The following is a 26,876-nucleotide window of genomic DNA, read 5'->3' on the forward strand; positions in this document are numbered from 1 at the left end:
ACTTGACCGGTGCGGTCGATAGTTTTCAAACGCCAGCGGGACACTCGATCTCGCGGCCAAGGAGGAGAGGAATATGGCTCGCGGAACGTACTTGCTCGCATCCGTCGCGGCTTGCGGTGTCCTGGCATTCGTGTCGCCGGCGCATGCGCAGCAGGCGGCTCAGGAAATGACGGCGCAACAGGCTCAGGACATCATCGTCACCGGGTCGCGCGTGGCCCGAAGCGGGTTCGACGCGCCGACGCCGACACTCGTCATGACCGCGGAGACGATCGCGGAGCGCGGCGCGACGAACATCGGCGACTTCCTCAACGAAGTGCCTTCGTTCCGGCCGAGCGTGACCAACCAGACGAACACGCAGTCATCCAATCTTTCCGGCGCGACCTTCGCGGACCTTCGCGCGCTGGGGAACATCCGCACGCTGGTGCTGGTCGACAACCGGCGGCACGTGCCGACATCGCCCACCGGCCAGGTCGATCTCAATCTCATTCCGACCGTGCTGATCGAGCGTGTCGATGTCGTGACGGGCGGCGCGTCCGCCGTCTACGGCTCGGACGCCATTTCGGGCGTGGTCAATGTCATCGTCAACAAGACGTTCGAGGGTTTCCGGGGCGATCTTTCGCTCGGCCTCTCGGAGGAGGGCGACAATTTCGAGCGCCGCGTCGGGCTCGCCTGGGGCACGAGCTTCGCGGATGGGCGCGGGCATTTCGTCATCGGCGGCGAATATGTGAAGTCGGACGGCATCGACTCGTTCGAGGAGCGGGCATGGAGCCGGCGCTATGATGAATCGGTGTCCTTTGCCGCCAACCGGCCGGCGGGGACGCCTTCGCGCATGTTCGCGAGCGGCGTGCGGTTCATCAATTCCCTCCCCGGCGGCGTCATCCTCGGCAACAACAGCGACGAGAACCCGGCAAACGGCGTGGATGTGCTGCGCGGAATCTATTTCCCCGATCCGGGCGTCGTGGGCTCGTTCACTTATGGCCAGAATTCGGGCGGATCATCCTACAACATGTCGAGTTCCGTGGGTACGCCGCCGCGCCTGGGCCACACGCTGGTTCTCCCGATCGATCGCCATGTCGTCATGGGTCACATGGACTATGAACTGAGCGATTCGATCGGCTTCTTCGCCGAGGGCAGCTATGGCCGCTCGGGGTCCGATTATTCGGGGCCGATGCCGCGCGACACCGCCGTGAGCGGTGGCCGGGCCGTCATCATCCAGCGGGACAACGCGTTCCTGCCGGCCGAGGTCGCCTCGATCATGGACGCCAACAATATCCGGTCCTTCGTGCTCGGCCGGTCCAATCCCGATTTTTCCTCGACGCGGATCGTCAATTTCAACAGCACCTATCGCCTTGCTGCCGGCCTGAAGGGTGATCTCGGCAATAGCTGGGGATGGGATGCCTATGTGCAATATGGCGAGAACAAGCTCGACTCCCAGATCCGCAACATGCGCATCCAGCAGAACTTCATGTGGGCCTTCGATGCGATCCGGCTGCCCAATGGCCAGATCGTCTGCCGGAACGAAACGGCGCGCGCGCAGGGCTGTGTTCCGCTCAATCTCTTCGGACTGGGCGCCATGTCGCCGGAGTCGGTCGATTATGTGAACGGGACGCAGTTCCAGTCGATCACGACGACCCAGACGGTCGCGGCCGTCAATCTTCAGGGTCAGCCTTTCTCGACCTGGGCCGGGCCCGTGGCCTTCGCGATCGGCGGCGAGTATCGGCGGGACAGCGCGCGCAGCGTGGTGGACTCGCTGGCCGAGGCGGGTGCGTATAATTTCTCGAACCCCGCTCCCTATTCCGGCGCGTTCGTGACCAAGGAAGGCTATGTCGAAGTGCTCGTTCCGCTGGCGCGAGACATGCCCTTCTTCCGCTCGCTCGATGTGAACGGCGCGGTTCGCTACACCGACTATGAAACCTCGGGAGGCGTCACCACCTGGAAGCTCGGCGCGACCTGGGAGCCACTGGACGGCCTGCGGTTCCGGACCACGCGTTCGCGCGACATTCGTGCACCGAACAGCGCGGAACTCTTCTCGGTCACCTCGACGCAATCGACCTTGCGCAATCCGTTCAACGGTGTCTCGCGCTCCTACACCGTCTCCTTCGCGCCAAGCGCTACGCTGGCCCCGGAAAAGGCGAATACCTTCACCATCGGTGCCGTGGTTTCGCCGCCCTTCCTGCCCGGGCTCTCCGCGTCGGTCGATTATTACAACATCGATATCGGCGGCGCGATCGCCAGCTTCCCGGCGCAGCAGATCCTCGACAATTGCTATGCGGAGATCCAGGCCGGAAGCCCGGGAAGTTTCTGCAACAATGTCGAGCTCTCGGGCAGCGGCGCGGCGACCGAGATCGACTCCGTCACGGTGCAGCTGCTGAACCTGGCCTCGCTCAAGACGCGCGGCGTGGACTTCGAGCTGAGCTATCGCTTCAACATGGGGCCCGGCCGGGTGACCACGCGCCTGTTCGGCACCTATGTCGCGGAGCTGACCTCAGACGATGGCCTCGGCGTGGCGCCGTCCTATAATGCGGCGGGCATCATCCAGACCCGTGGCAGCGTGATCGACCGCGCGGGGCAGCTCGGCGGATTTACGTCCGGCCTCAACACGGGCGCGACGAGCGTTCCTCACTGGCAGCTCAATGCCAGCCTCAACTACGAGACAAGCAAGTGGGGCACTTCGCTCACCGCACGCTGGATCGACGGCGGCATCGTGGATGCCACGCTCGTCCAGCCCGGGGACCCCGACTACAATCCTGCCTCGCCGATCTCGGTCGCGGACATGAACGTCAATTCGCGCCTGTATCTCTACTGGTCGGGCAACGTCACGCTGATGGAGCGGGACGGCAAGCGCGTGCAGCTCTACGCCGTCATCAACAACCTGCTCGACAAGGATCCGCCGTTCCCGAACACCCAGCTGGCCGGCTTCTACGACCGTATCGGCCGCGCCTACAAAGTCGGCGTGCGGTTCGGCTTCTGAAGACACAGGAGCGGCGGCCGATGCATGCGGCCGCCGCTCTCATCCCCTCACTGGCAGGGCGGACGGAAAGCGCCCCGGATTCACGATTGGAATGACATGACTGCCACCTTGCTGCCCGCCAGAACCGAATCACCCAGGGGCGCGGAGGCAGTTGCCCTCTTCATGCGGCCGAGATCCATCGCGGTGATCGGCGTCTCCGCCAAGCCAAAGACGGCGGGCCGCACCGTTCTCGCCAATCTCCAGCTCAACGGCTATGCAGGCGACGTCCATGTCGTGGGCCGCGCCGAGGGCGAGATCGACGGCTATCCCGTCACGCAGAGCGTGGACGAGCTTCCCGAAGGCATTGACCTGGCGGTCTTCACCTTGCCCGCGGCGGGGGTGAAGGATGCGCTGGAGGCCTGTGCGCGGCGTGGGGTGCGCGCGGTCACGGTCTTTTCCTCGGGCTTCGCCGAAGCGGGCAACCGCGCCGGGCAGGATGAGCTGGTGAAGATTGCGCAGGAGGGCGGCATTGCCCTGCTCGGGCCGAACTGCCTTGGCTACACCAATCTCGTGCAGGGCCTCCCGATCGGCTTTGCAAATGCCCGCAAGGTCGCGCGCCTTGAACAGGACAATCCCAATCCGGCCGTCGCGATGGTGTCCCAGAGTGGCGGCCTGATGGCTTATGCCAGCACCAATCTTGCCGCGCGGCACTTGCCGGTCGCCTATACCGTATCCACCGGGAACGAGGCCGGCATCGGCATTCCCGACTTCATCGATTTCTTCGCGCAGGACGAAGCAACCGCCGTCATCGCGCTCTACCTTGAGGAAGTGCGCGATCCGCAGGCCTTTCTCGCGGCGGCGCGGCGCGCGCGGGCCGCGGGCAAGTCGCTGGTCGCGATCCATCCCGGCCGGGGCGAGAAGGGCAAGGCAGCGATCCAGTCGCACACCGGCGCTCTCGCCGGCGACTATGCGACGATGCAGCTTCATCTCGAACGGGCGGGCGTGGTGCTGGTCGAGACGCTGGAGGAATGGGTCGACGTCATCGAACTGCTCGCCCGCTATCCCGTCCCGCCCACCAAGGGGCCGGGCGTATTGACCTTTTCCGGCGGCTTCTGCGCGATCGCGCATGATTATTTCGAGAAGCTGGACATGGAGATGCCGGCGCTCTCGGAAGAGACGCGCGCGTCGCTGGCGCCGCAATTGCCTGTCTTCATCCCGCCCCGGAATCCGCTCGATCTCGGCACGCAGGCGATCTTCCAGCCCGAGCTGATGCCGATGGGGACGAATGCCCTCATGGCGGACAGCGAGGTCGGCAGCGTGCTGATCGCCATCAACAGTGGCACGGCCGCCTCGCAGCGTGGCTATGGCCATTATTTCGTCGATGCCATCAAGGGGAAGGCGCGCCCCGCGATCCTGGCTTTTCCCGCGCCCGAACTGGACCCCGGCTTCGAGGCATCAATCCGCGAGAACCAGCTCATCCTCAGCCGGTCGATCGAGCGATCGATGACGGCGCTTGCGCGCGTGACGCATCATGGGCGGTCGCTCGAACGCGCCGCGCGCTCGGTAAGCCATGCGCCGTTCGCCGATCTTCCCGCGCTGGGCGCCGGCCCGCAGCCCGAGTGGCTGGGCAAGCAGCTGCTCGCGGCCATCGGGGTGCGCGTGCCGGACGGCGGGCTCGCCCGGAGCCCAGATGAGGCGGAAGCCATTGCCGAGCGCGTCGGCTACCCGGTCGCCATTAAGGCGCAGGCAGGCGCCCTGGCGCACAAGACGGAAGCGGGCGGCGTGCTGCTGGGCATTCGCGATGCCGCGCAACTGCGCGCGGCATGGCAGGACCTGCAGAACAATATCGCCCGTGCCCAGCCCGGCCTCGTCCTCGACGGCGTGCTCGTCGAGCGGATGGCGCCCAAGGGCCTCGAACTGATGATCGGCGCGAAGCGCGATGCGAAGTGGGGGCCGGTCGTGCTGGTCGGCCTCGGCGGCATCTGGGTCGAGGCGCTGGGCGATGCCCGCCTGCTTCCGGCGGACATGGCGGAAGCGGACATCCTGGCCGAGATCATGAAGCTGCGCACCGCGAAGCTGCTCAAGGGCTTCCGGTGTTCGCCGCCGGTCGACGTCCAGGCCGTGGCGCGCACGGCATCACTGGTCGGCCGCCTGATGACGACCGTGCCGGACATCGAGGAGATCGATCTCAATCCGGTCTTCGTTCATCCCGAGGGGGAGGGGCTGACCGCTGTCGACGCCCTTGTCATCACGAAGCAGGTGGGGTGAGGCGATGAGCGACACATTCGCAACCTATGCGCTCGAAGGCGATGTCGCCCTCATCGGCATCAACCGGGCGGCCAAGCGCAATGCGGTCAGCGCGGCCGTCATGGCCGATCTGCACGAGGCCTTCGAGCGCGCCGTGTCCGAAGCGCGGGTCGGCATCCTGTTCGGCCATGGCGGCAATTTCTCGGCCGGGCTCGATCTGGCCGAGGCCGCCTCACGCATGCAGGGCGGCAGCGCGCCGAAACCCTGGGAGCGCGGACGCTGGACGGTGCCGCTCGACCTGATCGCGCGCGGCCCGATCCCCTGGATCGCCGCGCTCGAAGGCGCCTGCATCGGCGGAGGGCTTGAGATCGCATCGGCGTGCCATGTGCGCGTGGCGGATGCGACGACCTTCTTCGCCCTGCCGGAAGGCAAGCGCGGCATCTTCGTCGGGGGTGGGGGCGCGGTGCGCATCCAGCGGCTGATGGGCTATGCGCGCATGGCGGACATGATGCTCACCGGCCGCGTCCTCAGCGCGGCGGAAGGCGAGCGGGCCAATCTTTGCCAATATGTCGTGCCGGCGGGTCAGTCCATGGAGACGGCACGCGAACTGGCGCTCAAGATCGCCAGCAACGCGCCCAACACCAACTGGGCGATCTGCGCCGCGCTGCCACGCATTGGCGACATGGGCCATGGCGACGGCCTGTTCTTCGAGGGCCTGATCGGCGGCGCATCGCGCAACAGCGAAGGCGCCGGCCGGATCGCTGCCTTCATCGAGCGCGGCGAGAACAAGGTGGCCGCGCCGCCGCCCTCCACGACGGACGGGGAGGGCTGACCGGTGGCGCTCAGTGACATGGCGATCGTCGGCTATGCCGAGACCAAGATCGTGCTGCGCAGCGACGTCGATGTCTGGGAGCTGGGTGCGGAAATCCTGGACTCGCTGCTGGAACGCACCGGTTTCGAGAAAGGGGAGATCAATGGATTGATCCTGTCCTCATCCTCGACCGGCGCGGGCAATATCTTCTGGTCGCAGACCACGGCTGACCAGCTCGCGCTCGAACTGGACTTCTGCCAGACGGTCGATATCGGCGGGAGCTCGCCGGTAGGTACGGTCGCGCGGGCCGCCGCCGCGATCGATGCCGGTCTTTGCGATACGGTGCTGTGCCTTTTTGCGGACACCGCCGTGGCGGAGAACAATGGCCGGCCGCGTTCCTATGGCGCGGAATGGACCACGCCTTATGGCTATCTCGGCGCACCGGCCGCTTTCGGCATGCTGAGCCGCTATTATGACGATCGCTTCGGCCTCGATGCGCGCGCGCTGGGCAAGCTCGCGGTCGCGCAGCGTGCGCACGCGGTCCTCAACGAGAATGCCTGCGAGAAGCTGCGCAAGCCGATCACGGTCGACGATTATGTGCACTCGCGGATGATCAACGACCCGATCCGCCTGCTGGACTGCGTGATGCCGTGCGACGGGGCGAGCGGCATTCTCATCACGCGCCGCAAGACTGCCGAGCAGCGCGGCCTGACGCGCTGCGCCGTGCCGGTGGGCTATGGCGAGCGCACCAATGTCGGCGCGGCAAGCGCGATCGTCGATCCGACGCTGACCGGCCATCGGGAAGCCGGCGAGCGTGCGTTCGCACAGGCCGGATTGCGCCCGGCGCAGATCGGCTCCTTCCATCCCTATGACGACTTCATCATCGCCATCATGATGCAGCTCGAGATGCTCGGCTTCTGCGCGCACGGGCAGGGCGCAGCCTTCATCCGGGAAACGGATTTCAGCTTCTCGGGCGATCTTCCGCTGAATACGGGTGGCGGGCAGATCTCTGCCGGCCAGTGCGGGCTCGCGGGTGGGGGCACCAATCTGGTCGAGGCTGTGCGGCAGCTCTTCGGGGAAGGCGGCAGCCGACAGGTCAGCGATACGGCCCATGCGCTGGTCACGGGGATCGGCGGCATTCCTTACGGCCGAAACTGGAACAGCAGCACCGTGCTGATCCTCTCTTCCAATGCATGAGGCAAGGCATGACCGACATCAATGACCTGCTCTCGATCGATCGGCCGCTGCCACCCGAGCGGAGCTTTTCGCGCCCCTTCTGGGAAGCCAGCCGGGAAAAGCGGCTGCTCGTCCAGTATGACAAGGTTGCCGGCGCCTATCAGTTCTATCCGCGCCCGACGAGCATCTACACGGGCCGGCGGGACAATCTGGAGTGGCGGGAAGTGTCCGGGCGCGGCGCCCTCTTCAGCCACACGATTGTGCGGCGTGCCCGCCCGCCGTTCCGCGATCATGAGCCCTATGTGCTGGCGATGGTGACGCTGGACGAGGGCGTGAACGTGATGAGCAACATCATCCATTGTGCCGAAGAAGATCTCAGGCCCGGCCTTCGCGTGAAGCCCTATTGGCATCCGCTGCCGGACGGGCGGCACCTTCTCCTGTTCCAGCCCGACACATGATCGCGGACATTCCCTATCGGCACCTCGCGGGCTGGCAGGGAATGCTGGATATCCATCTGCCCGCGGGCGATGGGCCGCATCCCGCGCTGCTCTATCTCCATGGCGGCGGCTGGCGCATGGGCGACAAGGCGGCCGGTGCCGTGCATGCGCCTTTCTGGTGCGCCATGGGCCTGGCCGTCGTCTCGGCCAGCTACCGGCTCGCGGATGAAGCGCCGGCACCCGCCGCGGTCGAGGATGCGGCCGCTGCGCTGGACTGGCTGGGAGACGAGGGCGCTGCCTACGGGGTCGACACCACCCGCTTGCTGATCGGTGGCCATTCGGCAGGCGCCACGCTTGCCCTGGCGGTCGCCTACACGCACGCGCGGCAACCCCGCGCGGTGCTGGCCTGGAGCGCCCATGCCGATCTCGCCGCTTATCATGACGAGCGCAAGCGCGCCGGCGAGCCGGTGGCATGGCTGACGGCTTCGGCGGATCCCGATGGTCTGGCGCGGGCGCTGTCTCCACAAGCTCTCGCGCGGCTAGGGCTGCCGCCCACGCTGCTGGTCCATAGCGATCGCGATCCGCGCGTCCCTTATGCCGCTGCCGCGCGGCTGGCGGAAAGCCTCTCGGGACATGGCGTCTGCGCCGAACTCGTGACGATGCGCAGCGATCATCATTTGCCCAAGGATCATCCGCCGGACGAGATCGCCCGCGCTCATGCCCGCACCCGGGCGTTTCTCCACAGGGTCGGGTTGATCGGCGAAGCGGTTCCTCATCCGGCGGAAGCTGGTTAGTTGTCTATGACAACGAATATGTTGACACCCCCAGCAATCGCATGGGATGCGTTGCCCTCAAAAGATAAACCAAAAGATTCGCGGATTCCATGGAGAGGATGACGATGGCAACCAATCTCGCGCCGGACGGCAAGCTTGCCACCGGCATTCACTATCCCGGCTGGTGGGTCGTTGCGGCGGGCTTCGTCATTTTCTTCCTGTCGTTCGGCGGGCCCACTTATTCGCTGTCGCTCCTCTATAACGAGGTCGTGGCGGAGTTCGGATGGACCCGTGCGCAGGCGACCGGCATCTATGCCTGGAAAGGGGTGACCGGCGCTGTCGTCGCCATCTTTCTGATCGGGCCCGCAGTGCAACGCTTCGGTCTGAAACCGGTGTTCCTGACCGTGCTCGTTATCCAGGCGCTGGGGTTCTTCACCTTTCTCAACGTGACGTCCATCACCACCTATTTTCTGGCCGGCTTCCTGATCGGTCTGGGCCAGGGAGCCGTGCTGCTCTGCATCAAGCTGATGGTGGCACGCTGGTTCATGCGCAATGTCGGCTTTGCGAGCGCCATGGCGTTGATCGGCGGCAGCGCGGGCGGCGTCGTCTTCCCCATCGTGATCGCCTCCCTGCTGCCGGACCTTGGCTGGCGCACGACCTATGCCCTGATCGGCGTCGCCATCCTCGCGATCTCGGTGCCTCTGGTCATGTTCGTCAAGCAGAACCCGAGCGAGGAGGACCTGCTCCCTGAAAGCCTCTCCTCCAAGGGCGTCCCGCCCAGTCCCGCGCTGACCGCAGCGACGCGCGCGGCGGACATTCCGGTGACCTATGGCGAACTGATCCGCAAGCCGATGTTCTGGGGAATCACCATCGGCGTGTTCATCATCGCCGGCGTGGACCAGGGATTGTTCCAGAATATGCAGCTCTACTTCGTGCAGGAAGTCGGGCTCAGCCGGGAGACCGCCGCCTGGCTGCTCTCGCTGACGTCGCTCATCGGCCTCTTCTCGAAATTCGTGGCCGGCAAGTTCTTCGATGTCTACTCGGTCAAGGGCATCTCGGCCTGGTATCTGCTCATTGCCGTGATGGTCCTGCTGGCATTTCCGGTGTCCAGCCTCTCCACCGCGATCATCTTCACCTGTGCGCTGGGCCTCGCCCATGGTGGTCTCGTGTGCGAGGGGCCAGTGCTGGCCAAGCATGTGTTCGGGCCCCGCAACATGGACAAGGTATTGCCCATCGTGACGGGGTGCTTTGCGCTCGGCTCCTCGGTGGGGCCGGTCACGCTGGCCTATATCTACGACACGACCGGCCATTACAGCTCGGGCTTCGGGCTGTTCTCCGCGCTGGCGGTGTTCGCGGCCTTCCTGCTGACGTTCGTCCGCCCGCTCTACCGCGACAGGCTGCGCTCCGCGACCGCCAAAATCCCGGACTGAGGAAGCGCGATCGGGACAATTCCGCGATCGAACAAAGTTGCATATGACATTTATATTGTTTACTCAGTCTACAATATGAATGCGGTGCCGAAGAGGAGGCTGGGAGAGGATATGGCCGAAATCGTGCTGGGTATGTGGACGTCGCACGGGCCGACCCTGTCCACCACGCCGGAGCAATGGACGCTCCGGGTTTCCGCGGATTTGAAGCGGAAGCACCCCTTCCGTGGCGAGGAATACAGCTTCGAGGAACTGGTCTCGCTGCGCAGCGGCGAGAAGCTGGCGGAGGCCTGTTCCCTTCCCGAGCGCGAGCGACGCGCGGCCGGGTGCCAGAGTGCCATCGCCGACATGGCCGACCGCTTCGCGGCCGCGAAGATCGACGTCGCGGTCATCATGGGCAATGACCAGCGGGAGCTGTTCCTGGAGGATGTCACGCCGGCGATCACTGTCTATCTCGGCGAGACGATCTGGGACCAGCCGGCCACGCCCGAGCAGGCCGCGCGGATGCCACCCGGCATTCACGAGGCGGAATGGGGGCATAGCCCGCCCGAGCGCCGGGACTATCCCTGCCAGCCCGAGCTCGGCATGCATGTGTGCAAAACGCTGGTGCCGCAGGGCTTCGATCTGGCGGTCTCCAAGACACTGCCCGAGCCCGCCGGCCACTGGTCGAGCGGCGCGCCGCATTCGCTCGGCTTCATCTACCGCCAGATCATGCGTGATCAGGTGGTGCCCAACCTGCCGATCATCATCAACACCTTCTTCCCGCCGAACCAGCCGACCGCCCGGCGCTGCTTCGAGCTGGGGCGCGCGGTCGGCAAGGCGATCCGCAGCTGGAAAGAGGACCTGCGCGTGGCGGTGTTCGGCTCGGGCGGGATGAGCCACTTCGTCATCGACGAGGATTTCGACCGCATGTTCTTCGAGGCGCTGCGCAATCGGGACGCGGAGACGCTGTGCGCCATCGAGGACAAGCATCTCCAGTCCGGCACCTCCGAGCTCAAGACCTGGATTGCGGCGGCCGGCGCGCTGTTCGACACGGACCTGAAGGGCGACGTGGTGGGCTATGAGCCCTGCTACCGCTCCGAAGCCGGGACCGGCACCGCCAACGGCTTCGTCGCCTGGCAATAAGCCAACGCGTTTTCAAAGGATGGATGATGACTGCAACAGACCCCCATGTCGCGCGCCTGCGCAAGCTGGATGCCTGCGCGGTATCGGACACGCTGGACAAGCTGGGGCTTGCCGGTTGCGTGACCGGCCTGCGCTCGGCCTCGCCGGGCAGGCGGATCGCGGGGCGGGTGCATACGGTGAAGCTCAAGGCCGGCAACGCGCCTGCCGATCGCCCGCCGGTGCATCTGGGCGCGGCGGCGATCGATGCGAGCGGGCCGGACGATGTGATCGTGGTCGAGCAACGCACGGGGATCGATGCGGGCTGCTGGGGCGGCATTTTGTCGCGCGGGGCGCAGCACAAGGGCGTCGCTGGCGTGATCTGCGAGGGGCTGGCGCGTGATGTCGACGAGGCCCGCGAGATCGGCTTCCCGGTGTTCTGCCGGGGCTACACCGCCCGCACCGCGCGCAACCGGGTGTACGAGGACGCCACCGACGTGCCGGTGACGGTGGGCGATTTCACGGTCGAGCCCGGCTTCTACGTGATCTGCGATTCCAGTGCGGCGGTGTTCATCGCGCCGGCTGACATCGCCCGCGTGCTCGATGCCGCCGAGGATATCGTGCGGCGTGAGGGCGAGATGACGCGCAGGCTGGCGACCGGCGAGAGTGCCAGCGCCGTGCTGGGCGCCAATTACGAATATATGCTCAAGGGCGATAACTGATGCCGGAAGACCAGACCGAAAACGCCAACGTCACCCGCGCCGCCGCGCTCGACACCGCCACGCTGAGCGACGCGCTCGACCGGCTCGGCATCGTCGGCCAATGCTACCAGATCGCCGGGCGCGATCCGGACTTCCGCATGGCCGGCCGCGCCTACACCATGCTCTGCGGCCCGGCCTCGACCCCGCCCGGAACAGTGGGCGATTATATCGATGACGTGCCCCCCGGCCATGTCGTGGTGATCGACAATGGCGGGCGGGACGATGCCACCATCTGGGGCGATATCCTGACCGAAATCGCGCATCGCCGGGGCCTCGCCGGCACGGTGATCGACGGAATCAGCCGCGATGTCTCGCTCTGCCGCGCGCTGGGCTATCCGGTGTTCAGCAAGGGTCACTGGATGCGCACCGGCAAGGACCGGGTGCAGGTGGAAGTCACCAATTGCCCCGTCAACATCGGTGGCGCCCGTGTGGCGCCCGGCGACATATTACGCGGCGACCCGGACGGCGTGATCGTCATCCCGCAAGCGCATGAGGAGGCGGTGCTCGATGCCGCCGAGGAGATCCACGCCGCCGAGGAAAGTATCCGTGCCGCCTGCCGCACCGGCATGCGCCTCGATGAGGCGCGCAAACAGTTCAAATATCACAGCCTTCAGACACGTCAGAAATAAGGGGATCACCCGATGATCATCGACTGCCATGGTCACGTCAGCGCTCCGGTGGAGCTTTGGGCCTATAAGGCGAGCCTGCTCGCGCATCGCGGCTCGCATGGGCGCGGGGGCGTCAAGGTGACGGACGAGCAGATCATTGCCGCCGCGCACCACAAGGAGACCTGGCCGGACGGGCACATCGAGCTGCTGCACAATCACGGCACGGACATGCAGCTCATCTCGCCGCGCCCGTTCCAGATGATGAACTCGGCCAAGCCCGCCCGCGTCGTCCACTGGTTCTGCGAGGAAGTGAACACGCTCATCCACCGCCAGTGCACGCTGATCCCGGAGATGTTCATCCCGGTCGCCGGCCTGCCGCAGGTGGCGGGCGAGCCCATCGAGAATGTGTTTGCGGAGATGGACCGCTGCGTCTCCATGGGCTTCAAGGGCTTCCTGCTGAACCCGGACCCCTATGAGAATGGCGCCGAGGAAGCCCCGCCACTGGGCGACCGCTACTGGTATCCGCTCTACGAGAAGCTGTGCGAGCTGGACCTGCCCGCCCATATCCACGCCACCGGCTCCCAGTCCGAGCGCTCGCCTTATTCGCTGCACTTCATCAATGAAGAGACGATCGCCACCTATAACCTCTGCACCTCATCGGTGTTCGATGATTTTCCGCAGCTCAAGGTGGTGGTGAGCCATGGCGGCGGCGCCATCCCCTATCAGCTCGGCCGCTTTGAATCCCAGTCGCGCCGCAGCAAGCACCTCTTCTCCGAGCGGATGGCCAAGCTCTATTTCGATACCGTGCTCTACACCGAGGGCGCGCTGCGGCTGCTCATCGAGACCGTCGGCCCCGAGCGCTGCCTGTTCGGCTCCGAATGCCCCGGCGTCGGCTCCACCATCGATCCCGCCACCGGCAAGCAGATGGACCACATCGCGCCCTTCATCCAGAAATTCGACTTCCTGAGCGACGCCGACAAGAAGCTGATTTTTGAGGATAATGCGCGGAAGGTGTTTAATTTGGAGGTTTGAGGATCTAGTAGGTCTGATCATCGACTGGGAGAGACGTAAACTAATTCAGAATCCTAAACGGCTAAGGGCGAAAAGCTTCTTTCGCCTATTAACCACTCACGAAACATAGTTGTCTCACCTGCGCGATCAGCAAATTCAAGAATTTCTTCCCCAATCTCCGGAGGGAGGAAGCGATCAAAAAGTTTGGACCTCTTGTACATAACTTTTATCTTTTTGCTCCTACGGTATTTGGGGCGGCTGAGCTCATAGGGCTGCATCTCTTCTACGAACGTAAGCAGCACGATCAAGCATCTGATCCACAGTTTCGACCTACGATTAGGACGCTTCCGAGTGAGCATCGCCTCCCGGTATAATGCTCTCCAGGTCTCATCAATGATATCGTGGACTTCATGAATATATGTATTACTTACTACGACTGCGCTCGGGGTCACCGCTTTTTGGCAAATGGCGACGGAAAAAAGATCGAGTATCTCAAACTCAAGGGAACGATTTTTTGAACTTAGATCAAATGACACATTTCTAGCAAAAATATATCTAAAATTATTATAGACCGAAGGCGCGAGTTCATCGGCATTCGCGTAAAACAATTTTATTCCGTGAATATTCCAGATATCATGTAACCGATCACCATATATAATATAATATTTAATTGCAGAGACAGGCTCAATCAGAGCGTCTTCCCAAAAATCGATCTTATACTTATTCTTAATGTGCGCAATCCAAGGCTCGCCCGCGGCAAGAGAATCATACGATCCCTTAAAGCGATACAGGCTGTCACGTTCCATCAATATAGACTTGACCAGCGTCTTCCCATCATCGCCAGAACTGCAGAGATGATCGAAACGTCCAAATAAAACGTCGTCTGTTAATTTCGTCTTTCTGCGCCCTGATTTTGAGAGCACGGATAGCAATGAAGTGCTAGAGAAGCTGAAGCTCATAGCTAATTCGATAATGCTATCAATAATGAACTGAATAGCATTCTGATATTTTGGATCCGGTACAGGAAGGTACTCGAGCGCGCGACAGAAAAAAGAGATGAAATTGAGCTCTTCCACTGGTTGACGGCGGTGAGAGTTTAACAGCGCTAATAAGCCATCCACGGCCTTCTCTGCTTTCGGGCCGCTGCTAGCTGCCATCTGCAAGGCCAAATGACTTACCACGTCCCACTGAGCAGCAATTGCCTTCGGATAAAGTACTTCAAGCAAGCTAGCTACGCTCTCAGCCTCGGATTCAATTCGGCGAGCGACAAAATACTCCAAGAAAGTACGATGAGTGAATTTATAAATTTTCGGCCCAGCATCGCACATCACCCACGCTCTGCCGGTGATAAAATTGACGAGTGCTTTAGACGCAGCGACGGCTTTCGCCTGATCATTGTACCAATCTGAGAAGAATGAACGCAGATGGCCTAGAATCCACTCTTCGGTGACGCCGTCTTCCGATTCTGAATCTCCAAAAATTTTGACCGCTATAAACCCAAACAAATCTAGTAACTCGAAGTCATCCGGGTATTCAAATATTATGTCGCGTCTTTGGTCCCATTTCAAAAACAGTAGCTGAGAACATGCTTTATATATCTCCGGCCTATTATTTGGTACATCTCCTCGCTCCATGAAGATGTAAACCATGAGGCCGAGAAGAAGCGGATTTCTTCTAAGATCTCGGGCATTAGATTCGGTTTGTTTTATGAATACTGCTGCAAGTGCCTTTGGGTCTCGGTTCTGGCCGCCAATTGCTTTGATCAGTTTTTGAGCAAAAAGTTCAACTTCGTTAGGTGACAAGCGCGACAAAATTACGGTTTGATACTCTTCGGCGAGTGGTGCGTCGACATAGCCAACTAAGCGCGAAGTAATCAGAGTTGCACAGCCTGCATATGCCGTGCAGAACCGCTCAATCTGGGAAACCATACTCTTTCGTCTAGCAACCTCTAAAACTTCATCGAGTCCATCAAATAACAGCAGAGCTTTTCCGGTAGTTAGTATTGTCACAACAAATAATTCAGCGAGGTTTTTATCATTATCAAAAGCATCTTTGATATCGTCTACCATGTAATCTATTATTGAATAACTGGGGTTCTTTTTTTGATTACTATCCAGGGTTCTGACAATAACCCGGATCGGCAATCTTATATCCCGGTCGTCCATCTTGTCGGCGTTGGAGTAAATGTCTAGAGTCAGTCGTTTTGCTAGATCGTAACATAGGTGCTGAGTTAATGTAGATTTTCCGCCACCTGGGTCGCCTAAGACGACGGCGCGTCGCAATGAGCGACGAAAATCAATCAGTTTTTCGCTTGGACCATCAGGGATATCTTCGCCAGAAGCCGGTAAATTTTCATGAGAAAACTTCTGAAGCCTTGCGGGTATAACTAGGCTTTTTATTGGAACTCTTTTTGTTCCTCGTTCTGTTTCAACTGGTATATCTCTGTTCAAGGCTTCTATAGATTTTGAAACTCTGAGGCGAGCTTCAATGAATTGTTCGGTCGTCAAAGCTTTTAGCGTTGAGGCCTGCTGAAGGGATGCTACTATCTTAGAAATCTCGCCCTTTATATCATCGTGCTGCTTTCTAATTATTTCTAGAAGAGTCGGATCCTTTACAGAAAAGTCGATATGACTTCGCAATGCTGCCACATACGAGCTAAATAATTTTTCACAAGGAAAAGGAAGAGGGGAAAAAGTCTCATAGATCAGCTTAAATGCTGGGTATAAGTCGTTTCCATCCCTGCCGAGTGAAATATAATTATAGAGAGTGGCAGGAATTGCACTTGACCGCAGTTCTATTAGAAATCGTTCTATGGACGTGGTGTAGGCCCCGAATTCCGTCGCTAGTACTTGCGTTAGGTCAGACATGGCCGATTCAAGTCGGCGACTTTGGTTGGTTTGCGCATGAGAATGCGTACCAGAAGCGCCGGCGATGATCTCTTTTCTACGCTTATCGAGAGCCATGAAAGAGATGAAGGGCTTGCGCAAGCCTTCAAACAAGGCAGACGTCACAAGGCCTGTCGCTAAGTCCGCGGGAAACGCCACTTCATTCCTCCCTTTGTCAAACCTCTGTTGCCTTGGACTCTTGATCTTAATCAAGCGAATTTAGCGTGCGGTACATCTCATACTGCCCGTTTAGGTTAATAGATCAGGTGCCAGATGGGCTGCTGGCCGATATTCGGGTGAATGAATCCGGCCTTGAGGATCTGGCCGGCGGAGTGGTCCCACCCGCAAAAAGCCCGGCCAGATCGCTCCAGCCGGGCCAGTCTGATGCCGAGAGAGGTCGGCCGATCCGTCGTAAGTGCCCTTCGCGCCGCCCTCAGGCGTCGACATAGCCCTTGTTATCCTGGCTGATGCGCATCGCGTCCTGCTGCATCTTCAGCACGTGTTCGGGCTGGCCATATTGGAAGATGAAGCGCTTGAGGTGCAGGGCGCCGCCGGCTTCGATCTCCTCGGCGGTCATGCCTTCCATCACGGCGTCGCGGTGGATGGTGGGCAGCGGAATTGCCTTGTTGATCGCGGGGTCGCGGATGATGGCCTTGGGGTCTTCGCCGCGGCTGATCTTCTCCATGTCGCGCAGGAACTGGCGGCGCATCATGCCGATGCCCTTGTCGCTGAGGCCGAGATTTTCCTGCGTGCGGTCCGAGATGGTGCCCTGGCCGATCCAGGCGACGAAATCCTGGTTCATCACATGGCTGGTGATCCACTCGCCTTGCGCGTCCTTGATCGGGCCATGCCAGACGGGGATGGACTCCTGCACATAGGGCTCGGCATCGCGCGGCACGCGGGTGAAGAACCAGCCGACGCTCATCATCGTCTCATCGTCGATGGGCACGCGATATTCGAAATGGTCGCCCGTGAACATCGCATTGGGCCACAGGCAGGCGCGGCCGATGGTCCAGAGCGGATTGGTCTCGTCCGTGTCCTCGCGGATGCGGTTGTAAGTGAAGCCATAGTCATATTCGCGGAAGTCGATCTTGAGATGCTTGGGGCCATAGGGGCCGGTCTCGCCGCGCAGGCGCTTGCTCCAGTTGGCGTGCATCCACTCGAAATGGATCGGGTCCATCGAGTTTTCCTGCCCCTGCAGCCAGTTGCACGGCAGCACGGAAATGACGATCTGGCGGAAGCCGTTCTTCCAGGAGAAGGGCTCCCAGTCCGGCAGTTCGGGCGCGGGGAGGGGGCCCATATAGGCCCAGAGCAGGCCGCCCAGCGCGCGCACGGGATAGGCCTTGATGCGGACCTTGTCCTTGTAACGCCCCTTGGGATTGGCGGTATCCTCGAAGGGCTGCTCGGTGCAGGCGCCCTGCGCATCGAACATCCAGCCATGATAGCTGCAGCGCAGGCCATCCGCCTCCACCATGCCGCACGCCATGTCCGCGCGGCGATGGGGGCAGTGGCGATCCATCAACCCGTAATTGCCGGAGAGATCCTTGTAGAGGACGAGGTCCTCGCCCATCAGGCGGACCGGGCGCGTGGCCTTCGTCTCGAACTCGCTCTCGCCGCCGATCGGATGCCAGTAGCGACGCAGCAATTCCCCCATGGGCGTCCCCGGCCCGACGCGCGCCAGCTTGTCGTTCTGCTCTGCGGACAGCATTGGCCTCTCTCTCCTGGCTGCTGGCGCCCTGCGCGGGCGCGTGTTTGTGTCGAACCATTTCGTTGTCATAGACAACAAACAAGGTCAAGCCATGCCATCGTGTCTCGCGAGAATTGTTGTGCTCGCCAACATCCTCGCCCTATAGTGCCGCTCCACGCATGAGGGGGACTTATCCTGTGGCCACCCAGAAGGCCGATGCTGCGGTGAAGCGTCCGAACTTCCGCAGCCTGATGACTTTTCGCCTGCACATGGTCGCAAGATTTTCTGAAGGTATTTCAGAGGATTATTATCGCAAGCATCTGGGGCTCTCGCTGCCGGAATGCCGGGTGATCGGTATCACCGCGAGCTATGGTTCGGTGTCGTTCAAGCAGGTGGCCGCCGACGCGCATCTGGAGAAAAGCTATGCGAGCCGGGTCGTCTCCTCGCTGGTCGACCGGGGCCTGATCGAGAAGCTCGCCAACCCCGCGGACAGCCGCTCCGTGCTGCTGCAGCTGACCGAATCGGGCCGCATGATTCACGAGCAAACCTATGCGCTTGCGCTGCGTTTGAACGAGGTTCTGCAGGCGCCGTTCACGCGCGCGCAGGTGGATGCCTTCACGGCGTTCCTCACCACGCTCGACCAGCAGCTCAAGCGCGTGAGCGGCGTCGTCGAGGATGTGAGCGCCCTTGGCGCCATGCCGCGGCTGGAGATGGTGAGCGGCGGTGATCGGGAGGGGCGCCCGGCCGAGGAGACGCTGCCGCTGGATCGCGATTTCGCCCGGCGGCTGCATGATCTGCTCGGGCAATATCTGGCGTCCACGCCCTGATTTCCACGCTCGTACGAATAAGGGTTGTGGATTCAGGCAACAATATTCATGCTCCCCGCATCGTTGAGGGAGAAGGATATGAGCGAGGTGGACGGGCTCAACCGCTTGCAGTTTGCGGATGGTGCCGACGCGCATCTGATCGGCGGCCGGCCAGTGACGGGCAATGCAGGGTTCGAAGTGATCGATCCCGCCACAGGCCGCGCGTTCGCGCTGTGCCCCGATGCATCCCGCGCGGACCTGGATGCTGCCGTGGCCGCCGCGCGCGCCGCTTTCCCGGGCTGGGCCGCACGGAGTTATGAGGACAGGCGCGCGCTGATCGGGGCGCTGGCCGACCGGATCAGCGCGGCGGCGGACGATCTTGCGCCGCTGCTCACGCGGGAACATGGCAAGCCCCTTGCGCAGGCGCGCATGGAACTGGCGGTCTCGGGCCATCACATGAAGCAGCTCTCCGCGCTCGACCTGGCTGACGAGGTGCTGCGTGACGATGAGCGCGGGAAAGTGGAACTGCGCTGGCATCCCCTCGGCGTCGTCGGCGCGATCGCACCCTGGAACTTCCCGATCGCGCTCGCCATGCACAAGGTCGCGCAGGCGCTCTACACCGGCAACACGCTGATCCTGAAGCCATCGCCCTACACGCCGCTCACCACGCTGGCGATCGGCCGTCTGGTGGCGGACCTGCTCCCCCCCGGCGTGCTCAACATCCTGGCCGGCGGCAATGACCTGGGCGCCTGGATGACCGCGCATGAGGGGATCGACAAGATCAGCTTCACCGGATCGGTGGCGACCGGCAAGAAAGTGATGGCCAGCGCCGCCGCCACGCTCAAGCGCATCACGCTGGAACTGGGCGGCAATGATGCGACGCTGGTGCTGGAGGATGCCGATCTCGATCTGGCGGCGGCCGGGGTGGCGCGCAGCGGCTTCTACAATTGCGGGCAGATCTGCATGGCCATCAAGCGCGTCTATGTCGCCGAGCCCGTGCGCGATGCGTTTCTCGGCAAACTCGTGGAGAAAGTTGCAGCCCTGAAAGTGGGCCCGGGCTCCACGCCGGGCATGGACATGGGGCCGATCCAGAACGGGCCGCAATATGAGAAGGTGAAGGCCTATCTGGAGGATGCCGTCGCCCGCCCCGGTGCGCAGGTGTTGACCGGCGGGAGCGTGCGCGGCGGGGAGGGATACTTCATCGAGCCGACCGTCATCGCCGGGCTGGACGAGACCGTGCCTCTGGTCTGCGAGGAGCAGTTCGGCCCGGTCATGCCCGTGCTCAGCTTCGCCAGCGAGGATGAAGCCGTGCAACGCGCCAACGCCACCCGCTTCGGCCTCGGCGCCTCCGTCTGGAGCGCGGACGAGACCCGCGCCCGCGCTGTCGCCGGGCAGCTGATGGCCGGCACAGTCTGGATCAACCGCCACGGCCTCAACGAGTCAGACGTGCCCTTCGGCGGCATGAAAGAGTCTGGCTATGGCCGCGAGCATGGCGTGTTGGGTATACGGGCCTATCAGGAACTGCAGGTGGTGAGCCGGCCGGTAGGGTGAGGGGGCTAACGCCCCCGCGCGTAAACGTCACTCCCCGTTCGTGTCGAGCGAAGTCGAGACACCACAGTACCGCTCTGTCTTGAATATCCCTTGAGAAGTGATATCTCATAAGATATGCACCGGGTGGTACTCGATACCGATGTCATCGTGACGGCCCTGCGCAGTGCAGAAGGCGGCAGCAATGCCGTACTGCGCCACGCCGCCCTTGGCCGGTTGACGCCGCTGGTCACGCCAGCCCTGTTCCTCGAATATGAGGCGGTGCTCAAGCGTCCCGAGCAGCGGCTGGCCCACGGCCTCGGGCTGCGCGAGATCGACAGGTTTCTCGCCGCCCTCGCGAGCGCCAGCGAAGCGGTCGAGGTGAGTTTTCAGTGGCGGCCGCAATTGAGCGACCCCAATGACGAGATGGTGCTGGAGGCAGCGGTGAATGGTCGCGCCGACGCGCTCATCACGCATAATGTGCGCGATTTTGTGAAGGGCGCGCAGCGGTTCGGCCTGCATGTGCTGCGGCCCGGAGACGTTTTGAAGGAGCTACGATCATGAGCAAGGCATCCTACCCGCTCAAGCTGCCCGCCTCGGTGAAGGCTGCCGCCGCGCGCCTCGCCAAGGAGGATGGCGTGTCGCTCAACCAGTGGATTTCCGTCGCCATCGCGCAGAAGATCGGCGTGGTCGAGACGGCCTCCGATTTCCTCAAGCGCCGCGCGGGCAAGGCGCGCCCGGAGGATATGCTGCCCTTCCTCGACAACGCCAGGCGCGAGGCGCCGCCGAGTGGGGATGAGGTTTGAGGCAATAGGGTTGTCCGTGCGGATACGCTGTCAATATCGCCAAAGCGAGGCGGCAGCGAGCGCATAGGTAACCAAGGTGCGTATCGTGCCAGCTTTCTGAGCTCGGATATTCCGGCTTGAACAGCGCCTGCCGTTTCTCCTCCCGATCACCCGCACCGCCTCGCGCAGCGCGTCGGCCAGCACCGGGTCGGCCACGCGCGTGGTCCACGCGCGTGAGGCTTCGGCAATCTTGCAGAAGTCGGCAGCGGCTCGATTTTGCCCAGCTTTCCTCATTTGATAATCGTCCACGATCATCAAATGAGTTTGTTGTTGGGAAAACACACTTTTACGATCACCAAACCGGTCTGTTCCGCGAACTGCTTGATATCGCGGAAGGGCGCGACGCCTTCTAAGGGCGAGCGCCCGTCAGTGCCTCGCCACCTTCACCTCCACTAACGCCTGCCTCTTCTCCTCCCGGATCACCCGCGCCGCCTCGCGCAGCGTGTCGGCCAGCGCGGCCGGGTCGGCCACGCGCGCGGTCCAGGCGCGTGAGGCCTGCGCGATCTTGCAGAAGTCGGGCAGCGGCTCGAGCGAGGTGATCGGCATCACATTGGCGCGCGCCGCGTGGCCCTTGGGGTAGATGCCCAGGGTCGATCCGCGCACCGCGCCCCAGATGCCGTTATTATAGACGATAGTGAGCAGCGGCAGGCCGTGCGCCTCGGCGATCTGGTGGCAGGCGACCGGATTGGCGAACATGTAGCTGCCATCGCCCACCGTCGCGACGACGAGCCGGTCGCGGTCCGCCAGCTGCACGCCCAGCGCGGCGGGGAGCCCCCAGCCGAGCCCGCCGGAAATCGGGTTCTGGAAGAACTGGTCGCCGCGCAGGCCGGTCACGAATTCCGGCTTGGCGCCCAGCTCGCTGACGATGCAGCCCTCCGCGCCGATCAGCTCCACGATGGCGCGGGTCACGAAGGCGGCGGACATGGGCGACCCGGCGCGCACGGCACTGTCCAGCTGCGCGCGCCGCGCGGCGTGGCGCTCGGCCAGTCGGGCGAAGCGGGCGGATCGATCCCGCGCCGGGGTCAGGCCGCGCATCGCCTCGTCCAGCGCGGCGATGATGTGGGCGGATTCGCCGGTCAGCGCCAGATCGGTGGCGAAGCCGCGCAGGGGCACTTCCAGCTGGTGCGGATCGGCCCCGGCCTGGATCACCGTCGCCTGCTCGGCAAAGCCGTGGCGGTGCGGCAGCCAGGGCACGATGGCATCGAGCACCAGCACCACGTCCGCCGCCGCCAGGTCCTCGCCGGGGTCGAACCCGCCATGCATGGGCGAGGCGCCGTCGATGGAGAGCTGCGAGGGCCAGAACTCGACCACGGGGATCGCGTGGCGCTCGGCAAAGGCTGTGAGTGCGTCGAACCCGCCGCCGCGGGCTCCGGTGCGGAAGGCAACGATCAGCGGGCGCTCGGCGGCATCGAGCAGCCGGGCGGCCTGCGCCAGATCTTCCGGGTGCGGCGCGGCGCGGGCGGCGGCATTGCGCGGCTTGCTGTCGCGATAGGTCGTTACTTCGCACAGCGCCTCGCGCGGGAGGCCCAGATACACCGGGCCGCGCGGGCTGGAGGTGGCGATGGCCACGGCGCGGTCGACCAGCGGGGCGATCTGCTCGGGGCGGGACAGGGTGGCATCCCACTTCACCGGCTCGCGCACCATCGCGGTCTGGTCGCGCATGTTCTGGCCCCAGTTGATCGGCGAGTTGCGGTGCCCGAGGGGGCCATGCTCCGTGTGCGGGGTGATGCCGCTGGCGAGGATCATCGGCACCTGGTCGGATGCCGCGTTGAGCACGCCCATGACGCAATTGGCCAGCCCGACATTGGTGTGGACCATCACCGCCTGCGGGCGTCCGGTCGCGAGATAATAGCCATGCGCCATGCCCAGCGCGGCTGTCTCATGCGGCACGATGACCGGGGCGGGCACCTTGAAATCGGCGGTCTGCGCATGGGCATAGCCCTCGATGATGGGCGCGAAATCGGTGCCGCCATTGGCGAAGAGATAGTCGATGCCGTTGGCAGCCAGGCGTCGCAGGAAGATCTCGCCGGCGGAGGCCTCGATCTGGTCGCTGCCGGCGGATCGGAGCGCGTGGGCGGTGGGCGTGGTCATGGTCTCTCCCGGTCCATTGTCGCTGTTATGGTTGTCATTGATAACGAAATTGATATCTGGTTCAAGGAAACAAGAGAAAAGGCCCGGGGAATCGGGTTGTGCCAATTGTTTCCTTGATCCACAAAATGCGACCCCAGCGGGAGAGATGTTCCATGAAGCCAGCGCCGTTCCGTGCCGACCATGTCGGCAGTCTGATCCGTCCCGATTATCTGATCGAGGCGCGCAATCGCCATGCGAGCGGAGAGATCGACGCGGACGAGCTGACCACCATCCAGCAGAAAGCCATTCGCGAGGTGGTCGCGCTGCAGGAAGGGCTGGGGCTCAAGTCCATCACCGACGGCGAGTATAATCGCGGCAGCTGGCATACCGACTTCCTGCTGCGCTTCGAGAATGTCGAGCCGTGGCAGTCCAAGTACAAGACGACGTTCCACAATGAGCAGGGTACGGTGGAGAGCAAGCCGCACACCGTGCGCGTCGCCGGCAAGCTCGCGCGGCCGAAGCCGATCTTCGTGGAGGATTTCAAATATCTGAAGTCGGTGACGAAGGAGACGCCCAAGATCACCATTCCTTCACCTTCGATCATGCATTTTCGTGGAGGGCGCGAAGCGATCGACACGGAAGCCTATCCGACGATGGAGGAATTCTATGCCGATCTCGCGGCCGTCTATGCCGAGGAGATCGGGGACCTGATCGATGCAGGCTGCCGCTATCTGCAGATCGACGAGACCAACTTCGCCTATCTGTGCGACCCCAGCCTGCGTGCGCAGGTGCAGACCAGCATCGGCGAGGATCCGGACGAACTGCCCCATGTCTATGCCCGGCTCATCAATGCGGCGATTGCCGCTCGCCCGGATGACATGGCGGTCTGCATGCATGTGTGTCGCGGCAATTTCGCGGGGCGCTGGGTTGCGGAAGGCGGCTATGAACCGATCGCGGACGTGATGTTCAACGAGCTGAACATCGACGGCTATTTCCTCGAATATGATTCGGACCGCGCCGGCGGGTTCGAGCCGCTGCGCTTCGTGCCGAAGGGCAAGACCGTCGTGCTCGGCCTGGTGACGACCAAGCGCGGCCAGATGGAAAGCGCTGACGAACTCAAGCGCCGCATCGAGGAAGCCTCGAAGTTCGTGAGTATCGATCAACTCGCGCTTTCGCCGCAATGCGGCTTCTCGAGCGGCATCGGCGGCAACACGATGGGCATCGAGGACGAGAAGCAGAAGCTGGCGCTGGTGGTGAAGGTTGCCGAGGAAGTCTGGGGCTGATCCGAGGCGGTCTGGCGGGCGTCGCAAGGGCGCGATGCTCGCAGGACCTCAGGTGATGCGGAAGATGCGCGCCGCATTGCCGCCCGCGACCATCGCCTTCACATCCTCCGGGATCGGTGCAGTCCTGATGAACTGCACGGCCGGCGCCATCGGCTGATAGGGGTAGTCGATGGCCCACATCACATTTTCCGGCCCGAGCACCTCGATCGAATAACGCAGCGCCGCGTGGCTCTCCACGCCGCTCGTCGTGATCGCGAAGTTGCGGCGGAAATATTCAGACGGCTTGAGCTTGAGCTTCGGCGCGCCGCCGAACGTCGTGGCATTGCCGTGCATATAGTCGAGGCGCCAGAGCCAGAAGGGAATGGCCTCCCCCATATGTCCGAGCACGATCTTCAGCCGGGGAAAGCGGTCGAACAGACCGGAGAGGATCATGCGCACCGCATTGGTGCTGGTTTCGATGCCATAGCCCCAGATCGCCGAGTTCATCCCATAATCGCGAAACGCCCGGTCGATCTGCTTCGAGGGCGCGCGGGGATGGATGTACAGCGCGAGACCACTCGCCTCGATCGCTTCGAAGACCGGATGGAAGAAGGGATCGTCATAATAAAGATCATTGGTGTGGCTGTTGATCACCAGCCCGTTGAGCCGAAGCTGCGTGGCGACGCGCTCGATCTCGCGGGCCGCGCTGGCGGGATCCTGGGGCGCGAAGGTGCCGAGCCCTGCGAAGCGCGTCGGATTCGCCGCGACCGTCTGGGCCATGAGGTCATTGGCGATCCGCGCGAGCCGGGTGCCCGTCTCCGCGTCGAACATCTGCACGCCGGGGGCCGTGAGGGACAGGAGGTGCATGTCGACCCCATTGCTGTCCATCTCGGCAAGCCGCTCGCCGGTCACGTCGCTGAGCCGCCCGATCATCGCCGGGCGGGCAGGCTCGTCGCCATAAACGTCCCGCACCAGGATCATGTCGAGGCTGGCATCGTCCGTGCGCGAATGGGCGCGGAGGGCGTCCACCACGGGCTGAAAAGTGACGGCTTCCTCGGTGGCGATCAGTCGCATCGGCACTCTCTCCTCTTTTCCGCAGCTTGACATCAGCCAGTTTTCATATCAAGCAACTTGATATAAATTCACTTGTCAATTGGGCGGACTCTTCATGGCCATTGCTGCCGAGAAACGGGCGATCACGGGGGGAATGGCCGCGCGCGCTATCGGCTGCTCTATCTGCTCAAGCGGAGTTACACCGTTGCCAAGCTCGGACTGGATGACGTTGTCCGCGAGCATGGCCTGTCAGCGAGCGATTTCACGCTGCTCTCCTTCCTGCGCCAGCTTGAGCCCTGCTCGGCCGCCGACCTCGCCCGCGCGCAGAATGTGACGCCGCAGGCCACGACGCAGCAGGTCGCCCAGCTGAAGGCCAAGCAGCTCGTGGTCAGCGAAGCCAGCCCGGTCAATCGGCGCATCTCGCTGATTACCATGACCCCGCTGGGGCGCGCTCGGCTCGCCGAGGTGAGCAAGCAGGCGCGGCGCCTGGAGGACGGGATGATGGCCGGCCTCAGCGATGCGGAACGCACCGCGCTCATCGACCTGCTGGCGCGCATGATCGAAACTGTCGAACACAAAGAGAATGAGGATGCCGATGTCGGATGAACTGACATTCGAGACCGTGAAGGTCACGCTTGATGACGGAATTGCCTGGGTGGCGCTCAACCGGCCCGAGAAGCGCAATGCGATGAGCCCCACCGTCAATCGCGAGATGTGGGTCGCGCTCGACGAGCTCGAAATCCGCGACGACGTGGGCGTCGTCGTGCTGACGGGCGAGGGCGAAGCCTTTTCCGCCGGCATGGATCTCAAGGAATATTTCCGGGAAACCGAGGGCGAGTCGGCGATCGTGCAGGCGCGGTATCGCCGCGCGGCGACGGACTGGATGTGGCGGCGCCTGATGCACTATCCCAAGCCGACCATCGCCATGGTCAATGGCTGGTGCTTCGGCGGTGCCTTCACGCCGCTCGTTGCCTGCGATCTTGCCATTGCCGCCGACGAGGCGACGTTCGGGCTTTCCGAGATCAACTGGGGCATCATCCCGGCCGGTAATGTCACTCGCGCCGTCGCGCAGGTCATGAACCACCGCGATGCGCTTCATTATATCATGACCGGCGATCCCTTCGACGGGAAGGAAGCAGCGAAGATGGGGCTGGTCAATCGCTCCGTCCCGCTGGCGGAGCTGCGCGGCGAGGTCGAGGTGCTTGCCCGCAAGCTGCTTTCCAAGAACCCGACGATCCTGCGCCATGCCAAGTCGGCGTTCAAATATGTCGAGCGGCTGGACTGGGACACGTCCGAGGCCATGCTGGGTGCGCTGGCCGCAACGGCCGCCTCGCAGGATACCGAGCGCGGCCGGCGCAAGGGCATGACGCAGTTCCTCGACGAGAAATCCTTCAAGCCCGGGCTGGGTGGCTATCGCCGCGAGGACTGAGCGGCCCGCC

Annotated in this window: 23 protein-coding genes; 18 read left to right on the top strand and 5 right to left on the bottom strand. The window is 62.9% G+C overall.

Annotation, left to right across the window (positions count from 1 at the left end; all coding sequences use genetic code 11):
- The first annotated feature begins 73 nt into the window (after window positions 1-73).
- The 11 genes from SLG_RS03770 to SLG_RS03820 all read left to right on the top strand — a co-directional run bounded on the left by SLG_RS03770 (window position 74) and on the right by SLG_RS03820 (window position 13,323).
- Entirely contained in the window at window positions 74-2,971 is a 2,898-nt protein-coding gene (locus tag SLG_RS03770) for a TonB-dependent receptor plug domain-containing protein (protein ID WP_014075091.1), read from the top strand.
- Between the two features lie 162 nt (window positions 2,972-3,133).
- On the top strand, window positions 3,134-5,218 hold the full coding sequence (locus SLG_RS03775; protein WP_014075092.1) for an acetate--CoA ligase family protein: 2,085 nt from the start codon (window positions 3,134-3,136) through the stop codon (window positions 5,216-5,218).
- 4 nt (window positions 5,219-5,222) lie between these two features.
- On the top strand, window positions 5,223-6,029 hold the full coding sequence (locus SLG_RS03780) for a crotonase/enoyl-CoA hydratase family protein (protein ID WP_014075093.1): 807 nt from the start codon (window positions 5,223-5,225) through the stop codon (window positions 6,027-6,029).
- 3 nt (window positions 6,030-6,032) lie between these two features.
- The gene (locus tag SLG_RS03785; protein ID WP_014075094.1) at window positions 6,033-7,205 is read left to right on the top strand and encodes a thiolase family protein; all 1,173 of its coding nucleotides are present in this window, start codon (window positions 6,033-6,035) and stop codon (window positions 7,203-7,205) included.
- 8 nt (window positions 7,206-7,213) lie between these two features.
- Window positions 7,214-7,642 carry a Zn-ribbon domain-containing OB-fold protein gene (locus SLG_RS03790; RefSeq protein ID WP_014075095.1) on the top strand — a complete coding sequence of 143 codons (429 nt, stop codon included), beginning with the start codon at window positions 7,214-7,216 and terminating at the stop codon, window positions 7,640-7,642.
- On the top strand, window positions 7,639-8,415 hold the full coding sequence (locus tag SLG_RS03795; protein WP_014075096.1) for an alpha/beta hydrolase: 777 nt from the start codon (window positions 7,639-7,641) through the stop codon (window positions 8,413-8,415). Before SLG_RS03790 ends, SLG_RS03795 begins: the two co-directional genes overlap by 4 nt.
- 104 nt (window positions 8,416-8,519) lie before the next feature.
- Window positions 8,520-9,824 carry an MFS transporter gene (locus SLG_RS03800; RefSeq protein WP_231848747.1) on the top strand — a complete coding sequence of 435 codons (1,305 nt, stop codon included), beginning with the start codon at window positions 8,520-8,522 and terminating at the stop codon, window positions 9,822-9,824.
- Window positions 9,825-9,935: 111 nt separating this feature from the next.
- Window positions 9,936-10,946, top strand: a complete 1,011-nt coding sequence (locus tag SLG_RS03805; RefSeq protein ID WP_014075098.1) for a protocatechuate 3,4-dioxygenase — start codon at window positions 9,936-9,938, stop codon at window positions 10,944-10,946.
- A gap of 26 nt (window positions 10,947-10,972) precedes the next feature.
- Window positions 10,973-11,644: an RraA family protein gene (locus tag SLG_RS03810; protein ID WP_014075099.1), complete on the top strand. Its 672-nt coding sequence runs from the start codon at window positions 10,973-10,975 to the stop codon at window positions 11,642-11,644.
- Window positions 11,644-12,312 (top strand): RraA family protein, encoded by a 669-nt coding sequence (locus SLG_RS03815; RefSeq protein ID WP_014075100.1) that lies wholly within the window; start codon window positions 11,644-11,646, stop codon window positions 12,310-12,312. The genes SLG_RS03810 and SLG_RS03815 overlap by 1 nt, the downstream gene beginning before the upstream one ends.
- A gap of 12 nt (window positions 12,313-12,324) precedes the next feature.
- Entirely contained in the window at window positions 12,325-13,323 is a 999-nt protein-coding gene (locus SLG_RS03820) for an amidohydrolase family protein (protein ID WP_014075101.1), read from the top strand.
- A 53-nt stretch (window positions 13,324-13,376) separates the two neighbouring features.
- Here SLG_RS03820 and SLG_RS20765 read toward each other — a convergent pair whose 3' ends face one another.
- Both SLG_RS20765 and SLG_RS03830 read right to left on the bottom strand, forming a co-directional pair.
- Window positions 13,377-16,400 (bottom strand): NACHT domain-containing protein, encoded by a 3,024-nt coding sequence (locus SLG_RS20765; protein WP_083853302.1) that lies wholly within the window; start codon window positions 16,398-16,400, stop codon window positions 13,377-13,379.
- A gap of 220 nt (window positions 16,401-16,620) precedes the next feature.
- Entirely contained in the window at window positions 16,621-17,895 is a 1,275-nt protein-coding gene (locus tag SLG_RS03830) for an aromatic ring-hydroxylating dioxygenase subunit alpha (protein WP_014075103.1), read from the bottom strand.
- A gap of 158 nt (window positions 17,896-18,053) precedes the next feature.
- Here SLG_RS03830 and SLG_RS20245 point away from each other — a divergent pair, with 158 nt between their 5' ends.
- The 4 genes from SLG_RS20245 to SLG_RS03850 all read left to right on the top strand — a co-directional run bounded on the left by SLG_RS20245 (window position 18,054) and on the right by SLG_RS03850 (window position 21,013).
- Entirely contained in the window at window positions 18,054-18,701 is a 648-nt protein-coding gene (locus SLG_RS20245; protein WP_014075104.1) for a MarR family winged helix-turn-helix transcriptional regulator, read from the top strand.
- A 78-nt stretch (window positions 18,702-18,779) separates the two neighbouring features.
- On the top strand, window positions 18,780-20,231 hold the full coding sequence (locus SLG_RS03840) for an aldehyde dehydrogenase family protein (protein ID WP_014075105.1): 1,452 nt from the start codon (window positions 18,780-18,782) through the stop codon (window positions 20,229-20,231).
- Window positions 20,232-20,345: 114 nt separating this feature from the next.
- The gene (locus SLG_RS03845) at window positions 20,346-20,771 is read left to right on the top strand and encodes a putative toxin-antitoxin system toxin component, PIN family (RefSeq protein WP_014075106.1); all 426 of its coding nucleotides are present in this window, start codon (window positions 20,346-20,348) and stop codon (window positions 20,769-20,771) included.
- Window positions 20,768-21,013 (top strand): toxin-antitoxin system HicB family antitoxin, encoded by a 246-nt coding sequence (locus SLG_RS03850; protein ID WP_014075107.1) that lies wholly within the window; start codon window positions 20,768-20,770, stop codon window positions 21,011-21,013. The genes SLG_RS03845 and SLG_RS03850 overlap by 4 nt, the downstream gene beginning before the upstream one ends.
- Before the next feature lie 30 nt (window positions 21,014-21,043).
- On the opposite strand, the gene SLG_RS21240 is transcribed toward SLG_RS03850, so the two are convergent.
- Window positions 21,044-21,307, bottom strand: a complete 264-nt coding sequence (locus SLG_RS21240) for a hypothetical protein (protein WP_014075108.1) — start codon at window positions 21,305-21,307, stop codon at window positions 21,044-21,046.
- A gap of 111 nt (window positions 21,308-21,418) precedes the next feature.
- Complete coding sequence (locus tag SLG_RS03855; RefSeq protein WP_014075109.1) at window positions 21,419-23,143, bottom strand: thiamine pyrophosphate-requiring protein; 1,725 nt, start codon at window positions 23,141-23,143, stop codon at window positions 21,419-21,421.
- Between the two features lie 152 nt (window positions 23,144-23,295).
- Here SLG_RS03855 and SLG_RS03860 point away from each other — a divergent pair, with 152 nt between their 5' ends.
- Window positions 23,296-24,405, top strand: a complete 1,110-nt coding sequence (locus SLG_RS03860) for a 5-methyltetrahydropteroyltriglutamate--homocysteine S-methyltransferase (RefSeq protein ID WP_014075110.1) — start codon at window positions 23,296-23,298, stop codon at window positions 24,403-24,405.
- A 48-nt stretch (window positions 24,406-24,453) separates the two neighbouring features.
- Here SLG_RS03860 and ligW read toward each other — a convergent pair whose 3' ends face one another.
- The gene (ligW, locus tag SLG_RS03865) at window positions 24,454-25,458 is read right to left on the bottom strand and encodes a 5-carboxyvanillate decarboxylase (protein ID WP_014075111.1); all 1,005 of its coding nucleotides are present in this window, start codon (window positions 25,456-25,458) and stop codon (window positions 24,454-24,456) included.
- Between the two features lie 72 nt (window positions 25,459-25,530).
- Here ligW and SLG_RS03870 point away from each other — a divergent pair, with 72 nt between their 5' ends.
- Together SLG_RS03870 and SLG_RS03875 are read left to right on the top strand one after the other, a co-directional pair.
- Complete coding sequence (locus SLG_RS03870; protein ID WP_014075112.1) at window positions 25,531-26,043, top strand: MarR family winged helix-turn-helix transcriptional regulator; 513 nt, start codon at window positions 25,531-25,533, stop codon at window positions 26,041-26,043.
- A complete protein-coding gene (locus SLG_RS03875; RefSeq protein ID WP_014075113.1) occupies window positions 26,033-26,866 on the top strand; it encodes a p-hydroxycinnamoyl CoA hydratase/lyase in 834 nt (277 codons plus the stop codon). Before SLG_RS03870 ends, SLG_RS03875 begins: the two co-directional genes overlap by 11 nt.
- The last annotated feature ends 10 nt before the right edge of the window (window positions 26,867-26,876 follow it).

Source organism: Sphingobium sp. SYK-6, from assembly GCF_000283515.1.
Taxonomy (GTDB): Bacteria; Pseudomonadota; Alphaproteobacteria; order Sphingomonadales; family Sphingomonadaceae; genus Sphingobium; species Sphingobium lignivorans.

What these genes read in the sequence shown, in the direction of transcription:
- SLG_RS03800 (WP_231848747.1), top strand. Translation starts at nt 8,520, where the DNA reads ATGGCAACCAATCTCGCGCCGGACGGCAAGCTTGCCACCGGCATTCAC.
- SLG_RS03840 (WP_014075105.1), top strand. Translation starts at nt 18,780, where the DNA reads ATGAGCGAGGTGGACGGGCTCAACCGCTTGCAGTTTGCGGATGGTGCC.
- SLG_RS03775 (WP_014075092.1), top strand. Translation starts at nt 3,134, where the DNA reads ATGCGGCCGAGATCCATCGCGGTGATCGGCGTCTCCGCCAAGCCAAAG.
- SLG_RS21240 (WP_014075108.1), bottom strand. Translation starts at nt 21,307, where the DNA reads ATGATCGTGGACGATTATCAAATGAGGAAAGCTGGGCAAAATCGAGCC.
- SLG_RS03810 (WP_014075099.1), top strand. Translation starts at nt 10,973, where the DNA reads ATGACTGCAACAGACCCCCATGTCGCGCGCCTGCGCAAGCTGGATGCC.
- SLG_RS03815 (WP_014075100.1), top strand. Translation starts at nt 11,644, where the DNA reads ATGCCGGAAGACCAGACCGAAAACGCCAACGTCACCCGCGCCGCCGCG.
- SLG_RS03875 (WP_014075113.1), top strand. Translation starts at nt 26,033, where the DNA reads ATGTCGGATGAACTGACATTCGAGACCGTGAAGGTCACGCTTGATGAC.
- SLG_RS03780 (WP_014075093.1), top strand. Translation starts at nt 5,223, where the DNA reads ATGAGCGACACATTCGCAACCTATGCGCTCGAAGGCGATGTCGCCCTC.
- SLG_RS03845 (WP_014075106.1), top strand. Translation starts at nt 20,346, where the DNA reads ATGCACCGGGTGGTACTCGATACCGATGTCATCGTGACGGCCCTGCGC.
- SLG_RS20245 (WP_014075104.1), top strand. Translation starts at nt 18,054, where the DNA reads ATGAGGGGGACTTATCCTGTGGCCACCCAGAAGGCCGATGCTGCGGTG.
- SLG_RS03820 (WP_014075101.1), top strand. Translation starts at nt 12,325, where the DNA reads ATGATCATCGACTGCCATGGTCACGTCAGCGCTCCGGTGGAGCTTTGG.
- SLG_RS03805 (WP_014075098.1), top strand. Translation starts at nt 9,936, where the DNA reads ATGGCCGAAATCGTGCTGGGTATGTGGACGTCGCACGGGCCGACCCTG.
- SLG_RS03850 (WP_014075107.1), top strand. Translation starts at nt 20,768, where the DNA reads ATGAGCAAGGCATCCTACCCGCTCAAGCTGCCCGCCTCGGTGAAGGCT.
- SLG_RS03795 (WP_014075096.1), top strand. Translation starts at nt 7,639, where the DNA reads ATGATCGCGGACATTCCCTATCGGCACCTCGCGGGCTGGCAGGGAATG.
- SLG_RS03790 (WP_014075095.1), top strand. Translation starts at nt 7,214, where the DNA reads ATGACCGACATCAATGACCTGCTCTCGATCGATCGGCCGCTGCCACCC.
- SLG_RS03770 (WP_014075091.1), top strand. Translation starts at nt 74, where the DNA reads ATGGCTCGCGGAACGTACTTGCTCGCATCCGTCGCGGCTTGCGGTGTC.
- ligW (WP_014075111.1), bottom strand. Translation starts at nt 25,458, where the DNA reads ATGCGACTGATCGCCACCGAGGAAGCCGTCACTTTTCAGCCCGTGGTG.
- SLG_RS03830 (WP_014075103.1), bottom strand. Translation starts at nt 17,895, where the DNA reads ATGCTGTCCGCAGAGCAGAACGACAAGCTGGCGCGCGTCGGGCCGGGG.
- SLG_RS03855 (WP_014075109.1), bottom strand. Translation starts at nt 23,143, where the DNA reads ATGACCACGCCCACCGCCCACGCGCTCCGATCCGCCGGCAGCGACCAG.
- SLG_RS03860 (WP_014075110.1), top strand. Translation starts at nt 23,296, where the DNA reads ATGAAGCCAGCGCCGTTCCGTGCCGACCATGTCGGCAGTCTGATCCGT.